We start from the raw sequence: 18319 nt of genomic DNA on the forward strand, positions 1-18319 counted from the left end.
TGCAGGACAGGAGAATGGTCCGGATCAGAAACCGATGCCGAAATTGCCCATGAAGGTCCGGCCGGACTGCGGCACGGCACGGCCCGTACTGAAGGCCGAGGCATAGTTCAGGTGATCGGACAGGTTGTTGGCGTTGAACTGCACATGATACCGGCCGTACTGGTAGGAAATCATGGTGTTCAGCGAGAAATTATACGGCATGCGGGCCGTGTTCGCCTCGTTCGCCCAGTAGCCGGAGCTGTACTGCGCGCCCCCACCGACACTCAGCTTGCCCTGACCTGGCTTGAGCAGCACCGGCGACAGATCATAGGACGTCCAGACCGAGAAGTTGTTGTGCGGGAGCTGCGGGGCCTGCTTGCCGTCCGTCGTGGTGGAATTCGTTACCTTGCCGCCCATGTAGGAATACGCGGCATAGATTTCCCATTCCTTCGTGATCTTGCCCGTCAGGCTCAGTTCCGCACCGCGGATCTCACGCCCGGTTCCCGCGTCCTGGAAGCCGGTAATGATATTGCCGCTCTCGTCATAGGTGTACGAGTTGTTCTGTTCGATCTGATACAGCGCCGCCGTCATGCCCAGATGCTTGTTGAGGAAGTCCATCTTGGTGCCGACTTCGAACAGGTCGCTGCGCTGCGGCTTGAGGTTCTTTCCGTTGACCGGGACGTCTCCAACGCTCGCCTGATTGGTGATTTCAGACGACGCATCCGTGCCGACCGGCTTGTAGGAGCGGGAGAACGTGAAATAGACGGTCTTGTTGTCGTCCAGGTCATACATCAGGCTCGCGGACGGGCTGAACTTGTTGGACGACTGGGACTGCACGCCCGAAGAAGCTGCCGCCGCACTCCAGTATGTGCTCTCGAAGCTGTCCCAGCGGAACGTTCCGAACAGGGACAGACGCTTCGTGATGTGGATCTTGTCTGCCAGGAAGAGACCCAGATCGCGGAAATCCGCCGTCCGGTGTCCGCTGGAGGGCCAGGTGATATAGGTGCCCGGCGAGGAATAGGACGGGTTGCGGATCGTCTGGTCGTTCACACGGTTCACATATGTGCCCATGATCCGGTTGTCCTTGGTGTAGTTGATGTCCACACCCGCACTGACGTCGTGACGCAGGAAGCCCGTGTTGAACTTCGCCCGCGCCATCATGACGTTCTGGATGCCCCAGCCATCCTGCTGATAGGCCACACCACCGCCGGCGCCGTAGGGCAGCGTCGGATTGCCACCTGACAGGAACGACGTGACACAGGTCCCGGTACAGGCATTCGGGGTCGTTGCGGAATAGTCACGATGGTAGTGCGTAAAGCGCGTATCGTTGTTGAACGTCAGCCAGCGCGCGATTTCCGACGAGAACTTCGACGTCACCATGTGGATGTTCGAATTGTCCATGTTGAAGCTGCGCGCATAGCTCGTATCGCGGTTCAGACCATGGCTCGTGATCGGGGAATAAATGCCGCCGATCTGGATCATCGGAACACCGTAATCGGGCGTGCCACGGCTGCCGAGCCACTGGTAATTCAGGTGATAGGTCGTCTTCGTCCCCAGCCCGAAACCAAGATCCGCCGCCACGCCATAACGGTCCGTGCGGATGTTGTCGCGGTCGGCTACGTCCTGCTTGTTATACATGCCGTTCACGCGCAGGGCGGTATGCTTGCCGAGCTGGTAGTTCACATCCGCCGTGCCGCGATACTGCATGCCGCTGGCGAAGGTCTGGTCCAGATCGTAATGGTTGCCCAGATGCGCCTTCTTGAGCGTCTGGTTGATCACGCCACCCACATTGCCCGCACCGAAATACTCGCCGCTCGGTCCCTTGATGACCTCGACGCTCTCGGTGTTGAACGTGTCACGCACATAGGTTCCGAAGTCCCGCAGGCCATCTTCATAGATGTCGCCACGTGCCTGCTGGCCGCGGATGCGGAACTGGTCGCCGTTCAGACCGCCATTGCCCTCGCCCGTGGACATCGTGATGCCCGGAACATTGGCGAGCGCCTGATCCAGCGTGAACAGGCGCTGCTGGATGATCAGCTCTTTCGGCACAACGCTGATGGTCTGCGGCGTGTCACGGACCGTGCCCGGCATCCGTCCGATATCAAGGGACGTGTTGTTCGTATTGCTGCTGTCAGCGTCCACCTGACCGTGAACGCGCACGGCGGAGAGATTGATCGTGCTGTCGGTCGCGGTCGTGCCCGTATCCGTTCCGTCCTGTGCCTCGGCGTCCCCGGCTTCTGCGACACCCAGACCTGCGCCGAGCGCGAGCATGACGAGGGCCGACCATTTCTGGCCCGAACCGTCGCGGGATGACCTGAGGGATACGCCCGATGGCGATGGGATCGAAAAATCGTTTTCTGAAGGCATGCAGCACCTGAACTCTGGAAACTTCACAAATCTTCCGCCGGCTTCCGCCTGATCCCGAGGGGACCACGCGTCAGGCAAAACCGCCGCGACGTTCTGACTGGGGTCTGTTTCCCGCATCCCAGATGTTAATGCAAATGATTCTCATTAGCAATATTGTGTAATAATGACATTGTTGCTTCGCGGCCACAGGTGGCCGCTTAAACCTTGATGACAGGCATGGTCACGACGTTCCCCGCAATGATACTGACAGGGCAGCCGGAGCATCAGAACGGAGCGTGGTCAGGCATGTTGCATCGTGTGGGGTTTATCGCGCGCGGCCTTGCGGGCGCCCTTGCCATCATGGCCTTCGGGCCGGCGCATTCCGCCGCTCTCACAGGGGGCGGATCGAGCTTCGCCGCGCCCCTTTACCGGGCCTGGAGCGCTGAACTCCACCGCCAGACCGGCTTTTCCCTGACATACCGCAGCGTCGGTTCCGGCGAGGGACAGAGGCTCGTCATGGCGGGAGCCGTGGATTTCGGGGCGTCGGATCTTCCGCTTTCGGGGGACGTTCTGGAGAAACGGGGGCTTTACCAGTTCCCGACGGCGATCGGCGCGATCGTGGTGGTCATCAATGTTCCCGGCATCGCGTCCAACCAGATGAAGCTGGACGGACCAACGCTTGCCGCCCTGTTTGACGGCAGGATCACGTCATGGGCCGATCCGCGCATCCGTGCGCTCAATCCCGGCCTGCGCCTGCCGGATCTGGATGTGCTGCCCATCCATCGTGAGGAGGCCTCGGGCACCAGTCAGGTTTTCAGCGACTATCTTCATGCCGTCGCCCCCGACTGGAAAGCCGGGATGTGGGGTGATGGCTCGGAAGCGCGGGGCAATGACGGGGTGGCGGCCAGCGTGCGGCAGTCCATCGGCGGGATCGGCTTTGTGGAATACGCCTTCGCGCGTCGGGACCGGCTGAATACCGTACGGCTGAAAAACCATGCCGGGCAGTTCGTCGCCCCTGGCAAAGCAGCTTTCACAGGTGCGGCCAGCAGCGCGGACTGGCTCCATGCGGACCATTATGCCGTCCATTTTCTGGATGCCCCGGCCCCGCAGGCCTGGCCAATCATGAGCGCAACTTTCGTTCTGGTTCCCGCCCATCCGGCGGACAGAACGGCAACTGCGGCAGTGAAAACATTGTTCCGGTATGGGCTGAAGCAGGGGGATGATATCGCGCGGGATCTGGATTACGTGCCGTTGCCCGCGCCCGTAAAGGACAGGGTCCTGCCCGACTGGCCCTGAACCGACGTCATAATAACTTCACTTCCCATCCCTCTCCCCTTGCTGTGAATGGTCGGGACATTCCAGCACCTTGGGTAAAGGGGACCCGTCTTGTCAGACCGCGTTCCGGATCGTTGGCATCTGGCCGGTCTGTGCAGTGTTCTGGGTTTACTGATCGGAACGGGACATGCGGCCACAGCACCGCTGGTGACGGATGTTCTGCCTTCCGGTGTGCCTCTGCCCTCCCCTGCACCCGGTTTTGTCCTGCCGCCTGAAGATACCGGCACCGAGCTTCTGGGCGATGCAGGTGGGGCGCGGTCCTGGCTGGCCCGCAAGGGGATCCGGTTCAATCTTCAGGATGTCGAGGAAATCTGGGGCCTGACCTCGGGCGGACAGCATCCCGGCCCGACTTATGACGGCATGACGGCCGCCACACTCCTGCTGGAAACGCGGCGCGCTTTCGGCTGGCATGACGGGCTGCTCAATATCAGCGCCATTCAGGTGCGGGGACGCTCGCTTGCCGGAGAGCGCCTTGGTTCCCTGAACCCGGTCAGTGGTTACGATGCGGGCCGCACGACCCGTCTGTTCGAACTCTGGTACGGGCAGGGATTTTTCGGAAACCGGCTGGATATCCGCGTCGGCACGATCGATCTGGATACCGAGTTTCTTGTCAGCCAGAACGCGTCCCTGTTTCTGAATGCCAGTTTCGGCTGGCCGCTCTCGACCTCCAGCAATCTCTATTCGGGCGGCCCGTCATGGCCCTTTTCCGCCGTCGGCACACGGATCAAATGGTCCCCCGCCTATCCGCTCGTGCTCATGCTGGCCATCACCGACGACAATCCGACCAAAGGGCCGTTCTACAGCGACATCAGCCCGACCCGCATCGACCCGTCGGGCACAACCTTTTCCACCAGTGGTGGCACGCTGTTCATGGGGGAAGCCCAGCTCTGGGTGGATGCAGCCCAGAGCCTTTCGGGAAAGGACGCGCCAGCCCTGCCCGGAACATGGAAAATCGGTGGTCTGTACGATACCGGGCGCTTCCCCGACCCGCGCTACGACAGTCATGGCGGCCTGCTCGGCAGTCCCGACAGTACGGGAAAACCGCTGTATCATTCCGGAACCTGGCTGGGATATGTCGTGCTGGATCAGGCCCTGTGGCGCACGGTGAGCGAGCCCGTCAAAGCCATCAACGCCTTCGTCCGCGCCACTCTCGCCAGCGGGACGCGCAACCGCTTCACGACGGAAGTGGAGGCCGGTCTGACCTTTCAGGGTTTCGTCCCGTCCCGCCCCAATGATGTGATCGGGATCGGCTGGGGCACCGGGTTTTACAGTCATCGCGCAAAGGAAAACGCGCGGGACGTCATGCGCCTGTCGGACAGTTCGGGCCGACTTCTGGTGCCGGAACATCATATCGAACTGACGTGGCAGCTCCCCGTGCGCGACTACATCACCCTTCAGCCGGACTTCCAGTATTTCTGGAACCTTGGTGGACAGGAACCGGAAAAAGGGGCGGTTTCCGCATCCCGCGGCGCCGTTCTGGGACTGAACATGACCACGACATTCTGAAAACCTGCATTATGATTTCAATTAACTTTCAAACTTCGGCGGCCCTGTGCCCGGTAAGGTTCCGTTCACGGCCCGTGATGCCGATGACAAAGGAACCAATCCATGACGCAGGACAACGATTTCGTGGGCCTTTCGCCAGACGAACAGGCCCGGGAGCGCATGCGCTACGAAATCATCGATGACCTGGACGAGGAATTCGAGCTTTCCCTGGAAGAAAACGAAGGGAAAGGCCTCGATCCTGCGGAACGTGCCTTCCGTCGCACCTATTTCCGCGAGCTGATCCGCCTTCAGGGCGAGCTCATCAAGCTTCAGGACTGGGTCAAGGCCACGGGCGAGCGCATTGTCGTCGTGTTCGAGGGGCGTGACGCTGCCGGCAAGGGGGGCGCCATCAAGCGCATCACCCAGCGCCTGAACCCGCGCATCTGCCGCGTCGCCGCCCTGCCCGCCCCGAATGACCGCGAGCGCACGCAGTGGTATTTCCAGCGCTATGTGGCCCATCTTCCGGCCGCGGGTGAAATCGTCCTGTTCGACCGCAGCTGGTATAACCGCGCCGGCGTCGAGCGCGTCATGGGGTTCTGCACGGAGGAGGAATACGAAGAGTTCTTCCGCTCCGTTCCGGAATTCGAGCGGATGCTGGTCCGCAGCGGCATCCGGGTCATCAAGTTCTGGTTCTCGATCACGGACGAGGAGCAGGAATCACGCTTCCGCGCCCGCATCGAGGACCCGCTGAAGCAGTGGAAGCTCAGCCCGATGGACCTTGAAAGCCGCCGCCGCTGGGAAAACTACACGCTGGCCAAGGAAGTCATGCTGGAACGCTCCAGCATTCCCGAAGCCCCGTGGTGGGTCGTTCCGGCCGTCGACAAGAAGCGCGCGCGCCTGAACTGCATCGCGCATCTGCTGTCCCTCGTGCCCTACGAACCCGTCAGCCGCCCCGAGGTCGTCCTGCCCGAGCGCGTGTTCCATCCGGATTACGAGCGCGAACCCACGCCCGATGACATGCTCGTGCCCGAGCGCTACTGAAAACCGCTGGTCCTCTTCCCGTTCGACGGGGCGGGAAGAGAACCAGCATCGCATCTGGCGGAGCGCAGGTTCAGAAATCCACCCGCAGCCGTCCGCCCACCATGCGCGGCGTTCCCGGAATGCCGAAAATCCCGTTCAGCCCGGTCTGGCGCGTCACGTCATAGCGGCGGTCCAGGATGTTGTTGACATAGGCCCCGAGAGACCATTTTCCGCTTTTCGGCGCGAAAGTCAGGCCGACATCCATCAGAAAATACGCCGGCATCCGGTACAGGTTGTTCCCCGGCACATCGAGCTGCGATCCGCGATAGCTGTAGTCAAGATACGGCGTCAGCGTCCACCGCGTCCCGAGCTTCGCCTTGTAGGATGCCGAGCCTTCGAGCGTCAGTTTCGGGATCCCCATATCCACCCCGGCATAGCTGCGATACAGCGCCACCAGCTTGCCGGTCCTGATATAGGTCGCCGCGACGGCCGTGGAATCGATTGCGCTGTAATCCTCGTAATTTCCGCGCTCGTAACCGAAGTGCTGATGCAGCAGCAGACCCGGAATGGGATTGGCGTCGATCTCCATTTCCACACCCCAGATCCGGCTCTTGGGAATGTTGACGTACTGGCCGACCACACCATAGTTCGACACCACGGCAAGCCCGGCCACCTGCTGCCCGTGATAGTCGTACCAGAACGCATCGCCATTGATGCGGATTTTGTGGTTCCAGTAATCGGACTTGAAACCGACCTCATAGGCCAGCAGGGATTCCGGCTTGGTCGGATTGAGCTGCGAGGCCACAACCGTATTGTTCGCCGTAAAGCCACCTGGCTTGAAACCCTTGCGGATGGAGCCATAGAACATCAGGTTGTCGAGCGCCTGATACTCGATCCCGCCCATCCCTGAAAACTGGTTCGTCAGCGCCCCGCGACGCCCGTAATGGTTGTCGAACGGTGTGGGATAGACGGCCGTATTATAGCGCATCGTCTGCATGTTATAGAGATCGCGGTCATCGGATTCATGCGTGATCCCCGCCAGCAGATGCAGCTGCTTCGTGACCGTCAGCCGCAGATGCCCGTACTGGCTGAACGCCTGCTGATCCTGATTGTAGCTCGTCCGCTGGATATAGGGCCGCGAGCCTGACCCGGTATAGTCGTTGTAAATGACCGAATGCATCTGCGTGCGGTCATAATACATGCCGACATTCCATTGCAGGCGGTCATGCGGATTGCGAGACGCCAGCTTTACTTCCTGCGAAAACAGGTTCGCATCCGTATTGACGTCGTCGTCATAGATCGCATAGCGCGTGCCATCCAGATCCATCAGGTTATGCACATACATCTGCTGGAACGCGCTGATGGTGCTCAGATCGGCAAAGCCCAGATTGCGCGTGAAATTGACGCCCGCCCCCCAGAACGTGTTGTTGTAGGATGGCTTCGTCCCCGCGGAATTGCCCGTGATCTTCAGGAAGTCCGGCGTAAAGCCCCAGCCCGTGTTCCGGTTGTTCTGATAGGTGGGCGTATTGCGCGCCAGATCCTGGATATTATAGGCGCCCATCGCCTGGGAATCATCCTGCATCCAGTTGCCACTGAAGACGATGTTCGTCCTGTCATCCGGCTGCCAGGCGACCTTGGCGCGCAACCCGCCCTTGTTCGCATTCCCCAGCGACTGCCCGGTATTGATGTTCTTCTGAAAGCCCCCGCCCTGCTGCGTAAAACCCGCAATGCGGTACTGCACATTCGACGACAGCGGCCCCGACACATACAGGTTCGTAATGCTGCGATCATAGGTCGCAATGTCTTCCGACGCCCCGTAATGGAACGTCTTCGTCGGATCGGCCGTCTTGATGTTGATCTCACCGGCCGTCACCGTCTGACCATGCGTGAAGCCCGATGGGCCGGTACTCACATCAACGCCAGCCATGTCGAACATTGCAGCACCCGCCATATATCCGATGGGGAGCGCCACGCCGTCTACATAAGTCATGACCGACGGCGTGTTGTTCGCCGTAAAGTCGTTCAGCCCCACACCACGCAGCGTGAAGTTCACCGCCGAACTCGAGCCCTGCGGCTGCACTGTCAGGTTGGGCGCAAGGTTCATCAGCCCCTTCACATCCGTCACCTGATGCCGCGCCAGTTCGGTTGAATCGATATGCGTGACCGACACGCCCTGATGCTGCATCGCCAGCTGCCCGAACGCATTTTTCCTGCGGTACACCTGGATCGATTCCGGATCCGAAGACGGCACGACATGCCGCACCCGCACAACCGAAGGCGGGACAGCAGGGTGACCTTTCGTTCCATGCACGGCCTTGCCCGACGTCGTTGCCGCAACAGCCGGCAGCGTCAGAACCAGCGCGCTCGTACACAGGAGAATATTGTTAAGTCGGAACATTTCAGGTCTCCCCGGGACAACTCCGGTTTCAGAAGATGTGGCAGTCATGCGGAAAGCATGGAAAACTCAGTACGCGTCCCCGATCTCTTCCAGAGACCGGTTCACGGTTGAGGGTCCGAAGATCAGGATGCTCAGCGCGCCAGCCAGCAGGATCAGCGCCGTCAGTCCGAACACCCCGGCAAACCCGGCCCGCGGATACAGCGCCCCGATCAGCAAAGGGGCGGCGATCGCGCCGGTCCGTCCGACAGCCGAGGCGCTTCCCATTCCCGTCGCCCGCAGGACGGTCGGGAAAATTTCGGGCGTGTAGGCATAAAGTCCGGCAAAAGCGCCGTTCATGAAGAAGGAGAGCAGCATCCCTGCCGCAAGAATGCCGCCGGATGACGACACGAGCGCCATCGCGACTGCACTCAGCATGGCAGCAGCGAGATACGTCACGACCGTTGCCTTGCGGCCGAAATATTCGTTGCAGAACCCCGCGCTGAAATAGCCAGGGATCTGCGCAATACAGATGGCAATCGAAAACCCGAAACTGTGCGTAATGGTGAACCCACGCGCGATCAGAAGCGTGGGAAGCCAGGAAAAGAACGCGTAATAGCTGAACGTGACCGACAGCCACAGAACCCAGCTCATGGCCGTCACCCGCCGCAGACCGGCGCCCCACAGCCGCGCAAACTGCCCACTCACCGACGCGCGCTCCAGCGTCACCGCACCCGGTTCATAAGCCGGAGACACAACGCCAACGCTCTTTTCGATATTGCAAAGAACAGAATGTGCGACCTCATCCCGGCCCACGCTTTCAAGCCAGCGCGGAGATTCCGGCAAAGCCCGACGCCACCACAGCAGCATGACCACCGGGCACGCCGTCAGCCCCACCGCCCAGCGCCAGCCATTCGCAGAACCCGGCACCAGCGCATATCCCAGCAGCGACGCGCCCACGAACCCGAAGGAGAAAAATCCTGCCAGCGCGCCCGTAAACACCCCGCGATATCGCCGCGGCACGAATTCCGACAGATACGGCGCAATGATCGCAGATTCAGCACCCGTCCCAAGCCCGGCCACCACGCGCGCCAGCACAAAACCATGCCAGCTCACACAGAACGCCGAGACGAGAGACCCCACGCAGTAACACGCCAGCGCCCACATCATCACGGACCGGCGGCCCCAGCGGTCCGCCACCAGCCCCGCGGACAGCGCACCGATAAAATATCCCAAAAACGCCCCGCTCCCCAGCAGACCAAGGTGGGTCATCGACAGCCCCCACAGATGCTGCAGGGCCGGCATAACGAAAGCGAGGATGGCGCCGTCCAGCCCGTCAAAACAGTATCCCGCGCCCCCGAGAAACAGGAGCCGGTAGTGAAACCCGGAGAACGGAAGACGCTCCAGTCGATCTGCAATGGACATAGGTTTCTATCCCGGAACGAAAGGCAGCAAAGGAATGCAATTTCTTCTGGCCTGCGCCCCCAGCCTTTCACGGCAGGGGGCGCAGGCCAGAAGGGCTTTACCCGACGATCAGATCTTCTTTTCTGTCAGGATATTGCGTGAGGATCTCGTACCCGGTCTCCGTCACCAGAACCGTGTCGGAATGGCGATATCCGCCCTTGCCTTTGATGTAGATCCCCGGTTCGATGCTGAAAATCATGCCCGGCTGGATGACGTTGTCCTCACCCAGCGCCAGGAACGGCGCTTCATGGCTCGTGACGCCGAAGCTGTGCCCCGTCCGGTGCAGCGGCGTTTCATAGCCGGCCCCATGCGCAATCGCCTGACAGGCGGCATCGATTTCCGAACCGATCGCCCCGGGTTTGAGCATGTCATAGGCCTTGTAACGCATCTTCATCATCGTATCGAAAGGCCGCTTCGCCTCTTCGGGGATCGTCTGAAGGAAGAACGTGCGTTCGATTTCCGCCCCATAGCCGTTGATCTTGCCAGCCACGAGCCCAAGGAAGGGCCCACCCGGCTCACAGGTCGCTGTCAGGCACGAAAAATTATGCGGATCATCCGTATAGGCCGGCGGCTGGATCAGGCCGGCGGCATGGCTCGACATGACGTTGTACTGCGGGGATTCCGTCAGGCAGCGCTGATAGAAATACGGCGTCACGTCACCAATGGCATGCGCCACCATCACACCGGGCTGCACCTTCCCCAGCATCATCGCCAGCGCCTTCGTCATCACATCGCTCGTCCAGGCAATGCGCGAAATCTCATGCGCCGACTTGATCTCACGGACCTCGTCAATGATGTTCAGCACCTTCACCGGATTGGGGATCTGCGCCTGCAGATAAGCAGGGCAAGCCCCCTCGATCCCGATTGTCCCCTGCTTCGGCAGCGCCTCGGCAAACCGGTCGGACCAGCGCGATCCCACGACCGCCGGGAACTCCGCATAGCTCAGCAGCCTGAAATCCCCGACCTTGTGACGCAGCACATGCGGCACTTCGAGCGCCGGCACGACAAAGAACGTCTCGGTCATCGTCAGAACGAGCACAAACGGCCGCTCATGCACGAAATTCGCAAAATTCGTCAGGTAATAGACATTGTTCGGATCAAAGGAGACATAGGCCGAAAGCCCGGCCTTCTCCATTTTCTCACGAACCTTCCGGTGGCGTTCGGCGATCTCGGGTGCGGAAACCTGTGCGGCAGTCAGAGGCGGCATCGTCATGTTTGACCTTATCTGTCCGGAACAAGCGCCTTTTCCCTTACGGGGCAGGCCGTTCGTGAATCCAATATAAAAGCAATACAACCTACTTGTTTTATGAGCGTCAAGAAAATTATTCTAAAAATGCAATGATCCCTTAGCCGTCACACCCTCTGTTCCCGAACCATACGGCTTCAGGCTGACGGGTCCGCAATCCTCAGAAATTCTGCTCTGGAGAAGCGCCGCCAGACTTCAAAGGACCGCGCCAGATCCTCCAGCGGAACACCCCGCGCGCGCTCGACCGCCAGTCCGCGCAACAGCGCAGAATTGAGCAGCCGCAACTCGACGAAGCGCGGGTCCGGCGGGGCCATGCGCCGCCCTGAAAGCCAGCGGGTCATGAACTGATCAATCCGCGCCAGAACCGGTGCCGTCACTGCTTCCAGATCCGGATCGCTCCGTCGCGCCAGTTCGATCTCCACGGTCGCCAGGAATTCCGGCCCGTCCGTCACCAGCCGCCACATCGTGTCCAGCATGGCATCCACGCGCGCTTCGGGACTGCCTTTCATGCTCAGCGCCCGCCGGTACAGCCGCGCGCGCTTGACCGCATAATGCCGCAGCACCATCGCCATGACCTGCGCCTTGGTTGGAAACTGGTGCTGCAATGCCCCCAGACTGACACCCGCCGTCTTCGCAATGCGCTGGACAGTCGTTGCAGCATAGCCCTGCGTCTGCAGCAGCATGACGGTTGCCTGAATGACCTTGCCGCGCGTCTCCGCACTGCGATCGGCCTGTGTCCGACGACGAACGACCACAGGAGCGGGAGGGGATGAAACAGTCATAGGCCTGAGGAAAATTCCCTGACGAAAAACAGTCCGGAACGAGGTTCCCTCTTACAGGCACTCCCCCCGATAGGAAATGCCCCATCGACCAGCGCCCTGCCCCGAAACCCCCTGCCAATCAATATAGCATATTGCATATCATAACGCAGATGCTTTATTCCTGACGGACTTCCATCATCCATGATGCCCCAAACCCCGTTCGCAGGCCGCCTTCCATGCACACCACCAGATATAGCATAAGCTATATAATAATCAGTTTACTATCGCGGAATAAGCGCTCCTGTGCGTGGATGACCGTCAGTCTGACCGTTCTCGGGACGGCGCTTGCAGACCCAGCATTGCCCGAAACAGAACCGCAGACCGTCAGGAAAGCCGCCTCGTCCGAAAAGCCCCCTGCTCCCGAGCAGATCAGCGTCACAGGGCATCTCAACCGCGAACGGGCCCGCATTTTCCCGGGCCTTGGCGCGGTGGATTACACCATCGACCAGCACCAGATCACGACCACACCGGGCGGTCAGAACGCGGCCTTCAACCAGATCCTCCTGCGCGTTCCCGGTGTCGTTCTCGACAGTTATGGCGAGGTGCATGTCCGGGGTGAGCATGGCGGGCTGACCTATCGCGTCAACGGAGTTCTGCTGCCTGAAGGGCTGAACGGTTTCGGTCAGGAACTCGACACCCGCATCATCCAGTCCGTAGACCTGCTGACCGGTACGCTCCCCGCGCAGTTCGGCTTCCGCACTGCGGGCGTGGTGGACGTAACGACCAAGACCGGTGACAGCCTCAAACACAATCAGGTCTCGCTTTACGGGGGGAGCTACAACACGTTTGTCCCGTCCGTGCAGCTTGGTGGACAGCATGGAAAGCTGGATTATTTCACCACGCTGTCCTTCACCCGCAACAACATCGGCATCGAAAATCCGAGCAATACGTTCCGCGCGATCCATGATGTGACCGAACAGGAGAAGGCGTTTTCTTATCTGTCGTGGCATCTGGACGAAGCGAGCCGCCTCACGCTGCTGACCAGCGCCTCTTACGCGGATTTCGAGATCCCCAACTCCTTCAAGACCTTCGATAAGAACAGCCCGGATTACACGACGCTTTATGATGTCGCAGGCGTAAACCCGCATGATCCGGCCATGAACTGGGCCAGCCTGAACGACAGCCAGACCGAACAGAACTACTATGCCGTCCTGTCGTATCAGCGCACGACCGACCGGCTGAATCTTCAGGTCTCACCCTATTTCCGCTACGGCCGGATCGACTACACGCCGGATCGTGACCGGGACCTGATCTATCAGGGCGTGTCCGAACATGAGGTCAACGATTTCACAACCGGCGGCCTGCAGGCTGACCTGTCCTATGACATCGCACGCCATCACACCTTGCGGGCCGGACTTCTGGGACAGTACACGTCCGAACGTCTCGATACCGATACGCTTGCTTTCCCTGTGGATAACCTGAGCAACCAGACCGCGAACACGCCCGTGCGTCTGATCGACAATACCGGGAACTGGTCCGTCGAAGCAGGTGCCTATATCCAAGACGAGTACAGGATCACGCGGAACCTGACCTTCAATTACGGCATCCGTTACGACCGTTTCGCGTCAGCTTTCGACAATGAAGGCCAGTTGAGCCCGCGTGCGAACATGGTCTGGAAACCAACGCGCAGCACGGCCCTGCATCTCGGCTATTCGCGCTATTTCGCCCCGCCTTCCCCGCAATATGTCTACCCGTCCACCCTGACCCGCTTTGCGGGGACGACGAACGCAGCGGCCAATACCATCGACAGCGCCACGAAGGTCGAGAAATCGCATTATGTGGATGGCGGCATCCTTCAGCGCATCAGACCCGAGTTTCAGATCACGCTCGATGCCTATGCCAAATGGGCGCATGACCTTACCGATCTCGGGCAGTTCGGCCGTGCGGTCATTCTGGCCCCTTTCAGCTACAGGCGCGGGCGCGTTTATGGCGCCGAATTCGGCAGTTCCTGGCGGCATGGGCCGTGGTCGCTTTTCGGCAATTTTTCCTACGTCAAAACCTCGGCCCGCGATATCAATTCCGCGCAGTATCAGTTCGATCCGGCTGAACTGGCCTATATCCGCAATCACGCGATCCAGCTTGACCATCAGGGCGAATTCACCGCTACGGCCGGCGCCTCATGGACCACGAAACACGACATGGCCTATGCCGATTTCGTCTATGGCTATGGCCTGCGCAGCGGCTTTGCCAATCTGGAGAAGGAGCCGCAATACGACGTCTTCAATATCGGCTACCAGCACAGCTTCATGAAGGTACCGTTCGGACATGACATCAAAGTCCGCGCTGATGTCGTCAACCTGTTCGACAAACGCTACCAGCTTCGGGATGGCAGCGGGGTTGGCATTTATCAGGCGCAATATGGACAGCGCCGGGGTACGTTCTTCGCGGTCGTCTCGGAGTTCTGAAAACGCGTTCAGACTGTCTCGACCAGCCCTTTCATGGGATCCACGGCCGGGCCCGGGAAGACCGTAGCAACGGCACGCGACGGCAGATGCAGGTGGTCGCAGAGAACGCCTGCCGCCACCGCCCGCAGATCCGTTGTGGGGGCAAGATCCCGGTTCTCGAACAACTGACTGCTCCGCAGACCCGGCCAGGTTCCCCCGACTTTCCCGCCCGCCACGGCCCCACCGGCCAGAAAGGCAACCGTGCCCGTTCCGTGATCCGTTCCGCCCGTGCCGTTGATGCGGACCGTCCGTCCGAACTCCGTCATCGCGAGAACCACCGTGCGTTTCCAGCTCTCGCCAAGTCCCTGACGCAGCGCCCCGATACCGCGATCGAGCTGCGCCAGCGGACTGCCGAGCCGTCCGAGCTGCCCCGCATGCGTGTCCCATCCGCCGATTTCCAGAGCCGCGATCCGGGGACCATGTGGCGTAGCCAGCATCTGCCCAGCCGCCGTGGAGAGGCGCGTAAAGGCATCGGGCTTGCGGGACTTTTCCGGAACCGCTGTGCCGCCCATGTCCATCCGGGACGCCTCGGAAAATCCGCGGGCCTTCAGGGCGTTGCGGAAAGCGGGGCCTGTCACGGGGTCATGGGCATTCAGGGCAAGGATCTGGCTGTAGAGATCGGCGTCCGGATGCTGGCTTCCGGCCGGGGCATAGCTGCCCACCCGCGCCGCCCCCCGCAGCAGAAGCGGCACCGTCAGCCCCATGGCCAGCCCGTAGCCATCCGGCCGGTTGGCTTTCCCCTGAAGCACCGAAACGGCACGGTTCAGCCACCCGCTGTCCAGACGTTCATCCGCGCCGCTTTCCAGATAGTCCTGGGCCTCGAAATGCGACCGGCTGCGATAATGCCCCGCCACCGCGTGGATCGGCAGCATCTGGCCTTCTCCGTACAGCCCGTGGAGGGTCGCAAGAGACGGGTGCAGACCGTAGAAGCCGCCCAGATCGAGCAATCCGCCCTCCTGTCCCGGTTCAGGGAGGACGAGCGCCCGGCGATATGTCACGAGGTCGGGGTCACCATAGGGGGTGACGGCGGACAGGCCATCCAGCGCGCCGCGAAGGATCACGACGACCAGACGCGGATCATCCGGCCCACCGGACGAGCCCGCAAAGGCCAGTGAAGAACGTCCCAGTGTCCAGCTTGCAGCCAGACCGAGCAGAGCAGTACGACGGGGGATCATCATGACTCAGCGCCTCTGGAATTCGGGGGAAGAAAACAGCAGGGCCAGCGCATCCTGACGCGAGCCGGCGTGATGCATGGCGGTGCGCGTCTGCGGGCGCAGGGCGGGGCCCAGGGCGATATCGGCGATGTCCATCGGATCACCGCTTCGGACATGCGCGGCCACCCGCCACGCCCAGTCCGCCCGGGCCAGCATGTCCGCGGGCGCGCACCAGTCCGCGGCATTATCGCTCCAGCCATTGGGCAGCGGTGCGGTCCACAGCGGCTGCCCCAGTGTGCTGAAAGCCGAGGCCAGCTGATGGGCGGGGGAATGCGGATCGTCCGGCCGGCTGGGCTCTCCACCGATGGATAATGCCCGGAGCACGGCCGTGGCATAGTCCATGGGCGAGCGGAACTTGCCCCCGCCAGGCCCCGGATCGGGCAGGTCCGCCAGCGCGAGGGATGCCGCCTGCAGATCGCCTTCACTGTCCCGCAGAACGGTCTCGACATGCCGCACGGAAGCGGGTGACGGCGTATCGGACACGAAATGCCGGACCATCTGCGTGGCGATGTGGCGGTAGGTCGCCGGATGCGTGCCAAGAAAGTGCAGGGCCTGCACGCCGCCGTCCTCGCCTTCCGGAAAGACCTGGCCCAGGAGCGTTTTCGGTCCCGGTTCGTGTGCCTTTTCCCGGAACACGAAACCCGGCTGGTCTGCCTTCATGTCCACGCCCCAGCCTGTCAGGATCGCGGCGAAGGACGTCACATCTCCCTGGCTGTATCCGGCGGCGGGCGAGACGGTATGCAGCTCCAGACATTCGCGGGCCAGGTTCTCGTTCAGCCCGTGATGGCTCCTGCGCCCGGCCGCGCTGTCCGGCCCGATGGAGGACGCATTGTCCAGATACATCAGCATGGCCGGATGACGCATGACCGCCAGAAGCATGTCCGAAAAACGCCCGGTCACATGCGGGCGGATGGCCTCGCGCATATAGGCGCCGATGACAGCCCGCGTGCTGCCCTGCCGCAGGCTCACGGTGAAATGGTTGAACCAGAACCACGCCAGACGCTCCCGGAAAGGCTGATCCGTCAGCAGCAAAGCGTCCATCTGCGTGGCGACTTCCGCCTGGAAGATCGGCTTAACCACAGGGTCACCCTGAACCTTCGTGCGACGCTGTTCCCGCAGTGCGATCAGACCATCCGCACATGGAGACACGCCTCTGAACGTGGCCGTGTCAGGCCCAGTCAGCTGATGCGCGAGCCAGTCATGCAGTGACAGGCCCGCGCCCTCCCGCGCGCTGTCCCGCTGGCCCCACCCAAATCTGTTGATTGCACTGACAGGTCGCATGGCATCCTCACGATGTCGGAAGTCGGCACCCTAAGGGACGCTGATCCCATCATGTGGCAAAACCGGGGCGGTGTTGTGTGAAGTTTTCAGACACGCTCCGCGATCGCTTACCCCGGGCGCAGCAGTCTGCGCATGAAGCCCGGCCTGCGGACCAGATGCGGCACGATCGGCGAGGTGTGACGCACGATCGGGTCCTGGCTCTCCCGCATGGTCAGACCGGCAAAGCTGTCCCCGACAATCCAGGCTCCGACCGATGCCGTCACCCCGTCAATGCGGTGATCGGCGAATTCCTGATAGATTTTCAGATACTCGCCATAGGTCCCGGCCTCGGCACAAAGGGTGCGGCCATCGCGCAGGATGCGCACATTCTCGCCCCCGCGCGCATGGATCGGCTTTTCCACATAGGCGCGGGGAGAAGATCGCCCGTGCCTGCCGGTCACGTCCTGTGGGGCATATCCGGCCGCCAGCAGATTGGGATGCCCCGGATAGCGCTTCCACAAGGCGGGCAGCAGCGCCTTGTTGGACAGCAGCGCCGTCCAGGGCGGGTTCAGAAACGTGCAGCCACAGTGCTCAAGGTGTCGGGCGCCGGAATCGCGGAACATCAGCTCCCACGGATACATCCGGATCATGCTCCGGACGATCCGCCCGCGATGCAGAAGCTGGCCGCCATGCGTGATGTCCAGATCGCGCAATTCGCAATGGATCGCTTCAAGTCCGGCCTGTTCGGCCCATTGCCGGTAATAGACGGCATGCGTCGTGTCTTCGAGATTGTCCGGATAGGGCACGATGTGAAGAGTGCGATCAATCAGCCCCTTCCGTCGCAGACCCACCAGTCGATTTACAATGGCCTGCGCATCCAGAGGTGCGTGAGCATACGGATGCCCTCTCTGCCGATGCCATGCGGTCTGCATCCGCGTGCTTTCGGGAAGTGTTGCGGGCGTATCGGCATTATATTCGATCAGCCGGGGCTGGCCGCCGCACCAGGCAAGATCGAAGCGCCCGATCAGGAACGGATCACGCCGCGCCCAGGACTGGCGCACCACGTCCTGCACGGCAGGCGGAATGTGAAACGCATCCAGTCCGCCCGGTTGCCTGACGGCGTCGTCCACGACCGACAGGCAGAGCCGGTGCAGCGTTTCGGAGACTTTCCGGATGAGCGCGACCGCAGCCGCATCAAACTCGTAGCGGACGTCCTCGCGCCACGCGAAGCTGCCATCGGCATTGCGGTAATAATGATAGCCGAGCCGGTCCGCCTCAGCCTGCCAGTCCGGCCTTGCGGAAGAGGTCAGGCGGCGAAGCTGAACCATGCG

Annotated in this window: 12 protein-coding genes; 4 read left to right on the forward strand and 8 right to left on the reverse strand. The window is 61.3% G+C overall.

What is annotated here, in order from left to right; translation table 11 throughout:
- Positions 1–24 precede the first annotated feature (24 nt).
- Positions 25–2346: a TonB-dependent receptor gene (locus GLS_RS03160; protein ID WP_193363839.1), complete on the reverse strand. Its 2322-nt coding sequence runs from the start codon at positions 2344–2346 to the stop codon at positions 25–27.
- Between the two features lie 285 nt (positions 2347–2631).
- On the opposite strand from GLS_RS03160, the gene pstS reads away from it, so the two are divergent.
- From pstS to ppk2, 3 genes are all read left to right on the forward strand, one after another.
- On the forward strand, positions 2632–3621 hold the full coding sequence (gene pstS / locus GLS_RS03165; protein WP_041111116.1) for a phosphate ABC transporter substrate-binding protein PstS: 990 nt from the start codon (positions 2632–2634) through the stop codon (positions 3619–3621).
- A gap of 90 nt (positions 3622–3711) precedes the next feature.
- Positions 3712–5166: a carbohydrate porin gene (locus tag GLS_RS03170; protein WP_041111117.1), complete on the forward strand. Its 1455-nt coding sequence runs from the start codon at positions 3712–3714 to the stop codon at positions 5164–5166.
- A gap of 102 nt (positions 5167–5268) precedes the next feature.
- The gene (gene ppk2 / locus GLS_RS03175; protein WP_052327441.1) at positions 5269–6186 is read left to right on the forward strand and encodes a polyphosphate kinase 2; all 918 of its coding nucleotides are present in this window, start codon (positions 5269–5271) and stop codon (positions 6184–6186) included.
- Between the two features lie 70 nt (positions 6187–6256).
- Here the strand turns inward: ppk2 and GLS_RS03180 are convergent, their stop codons facing one another.
- The 4 genes from GLS_RS03180 to GLS_RS03195 form a co-directional block, all read right to left on the reverse strand.
- Entirely contained in the window at positions 6257–8563 is a 2307-nt protein-coding gene (locus GLS_RS03180; RefSeq protein WP_193363840.1) for a TonB-dependent receptor, read from the reverse strand.
- Positions 8564–8629: 66 nt separating this feature from the next.
- Positions 8630–9964 (reverse strand): MFS transporter, encoded by a 1335-nt coding sequence (locus GLS_RS03185; protein WP_041111119.1) that lies wholly within the window; start codon positions 9962–9964, stop codon positions 8630–8632.
- Positions 9965–10061: 97 nt separating this feature from the next.
- Positions 10062–11216: a M24 family metallopeptidase gene (locus GLS_RS03190; RefSeq protein ID WP_041111120.1), complete on the reverse strand. Its 1155-nt coding sequence runs from the start codon at positions 11214–11216 to the stop codon at positions 10062–10064.
- 170 nt (positions 11217–11386) lie between these two features.
- Positions 11387–12031: a TetR/AcrR family transcriptional regulator gene (locus tag GLS_RS03195; RefSeq protein WP_041111122.1), complete on the reverse strand. Its 645-nt coding sequence runs from the start codon at positions 12029–12031 to the stop codon at positions 11387–11389.
- 290 nt (positions 12032–12321) lie between these two features.
- Between GLS_RS03195 and GLS_RS03200 the strand changes: the two genes are divergently transcribed.
- Positions 12322–14475, forward strand: coding sequence for a TonB-dependent receptor (locus tag GLS_RS03200; RefSeq protein ID WP_226986625.1), 2154 nt, complete (start codon positions 12322–12324; stop codon positions 14473–14475).
- Positions 14476–14483: 8 nt separating this feature from the next.
- Here the strand turns inward: GLS_RS03200 and GLS_RS03205 are convergent, their stop codons facing one another.
- The 3 genes from GLS_RS03205 to GLS_RS03215 all read right to left on the reverse strand — a co-directional run bounded on the left by GLS_RS03205 (position 14484) and on the right by GLS_RS03215 (position 18316).
- Positions 14484–15692 carry a DUF1501 domain-containing protein gene (locus tag GLS_RS03205; protein WP_041111126.1) on the reverse strand — a complete coding sequence of 403 codons (1209 nt, stop codon included), beginning with the start codon at positions 15690–15692 and terminating at the stop codon, positions 14484–14486.
- Positions 15693–15695: 3 nt separating this feature from the next.
- Positions 15696–17009 carry a DUF1800 domain-containing protein gene (locus tag GLS_RS03210; RefSeq protein ID WP_080691883.1) on the reverse strand — a complete coding sequence of 438 codons (1314 nt, stop codon included), beginning with the start codon at positions 17007–17009 and terminating at the stop codon, positions 15696–15698.
- Between the two features lie 107 nt (positions 17010–17116).
- On the reverse strand, positions 17117–18316 hold the full coding sequence (locus GLS_RS03215) for a glutathionylspermidine synthase family protein (RefSeq protein WP_041111128.1): 1200 nt from the start codon (positions 18314–18316) through the stop codon (positions 17117–17119).
- Positions 18317–18319 lie beyond the last annotated feature (3 nt).

It is taken from the genome of Gluconobacter oxydans DSM 3504 (assembly GCF_000583855.1).
GTDB lineage: Bacteria > Pseudomonadota > Alphaproteobacteria > Acetobacterales > Acetobacteraceae > Gluconobacter > Gluconobacter oxydans.

Coding starts and splice junctions, on each gene's coding strand:
- GLS_RS03180 (WP_193363840.1), bottom strand. CDS start 8,563: ATGTTCCGACTTAACAATATTCTCCTGTGTACGAGCGCGCTGGTTCTG.
- GLS_RS03160 (WP_193363839.1), bottom strand. CDS start 2,346: ATGCCTTCAGAAAACGATTTTTCGATCCCATCGCCATCGGGCGTATCC.
- GLS_RS03185 (WP_041111119.1), bottom strand. CDS start 9,964: ATGTCCATTGCAGATCGACTGGAGCGTCTTCCGTTCTCCGGGTTTCAC.
- GLS_RS03190 (WP_041111120.1), bottom strand. CDS start 11,216: ATGACGATGCCGCCTCTGACTGCCGCACAGGTTTCCGCACCCGAGATC.
- pstS (WP_041111116.1), top strand. CDS start 2,632: ATGTTGCATCGTGTGGGGTTTATCGCGCGCGGCCTTGCGGGCGCCCTT.
- ppk2 (WP_052327441.1), top strand. CDS start 5,269: ATGACGCAGGACAACGATTTCGTGGGCCTTTCGCCAGACGAACAGGCC.
- GLS_RS03195 (WP_041111122.1), bottom strand. CDS start 12,031: ATGACTGTTTCATCCCCTCCCGCTCCTGTGGTCGTTCGTCGTCGGACA.
- GLS_RS03200 (WP_226986625.1), top strand. CDS start 12,322: ATGACCGTCAGTCTGACCGTTCTCGGGACGGCGCTTGCAGACCCAGCA.
- GLS_RS03210 (WP_080691883.1), bottom strand. CDS start 17,009: ATGCGACCTGTCAGTGCAATCAACAGATTTGGGTGGGGCCAGCGGGAC.
- GLS_RS03215 (WP_041111128.1), bottom strand. CDS start 18,316: ATGGTTCAGCTTCGCCGCCTGACCTCTTCCGCAAGGCCGGACTGGCAG.
- GLS_RS03205 (WP_041111126.1), bottom strand. CDS start 15,692: ATGATGATCCCCCGTCGTACTGCTCTGCTCGGTCTGGCTGCAAGCTGG.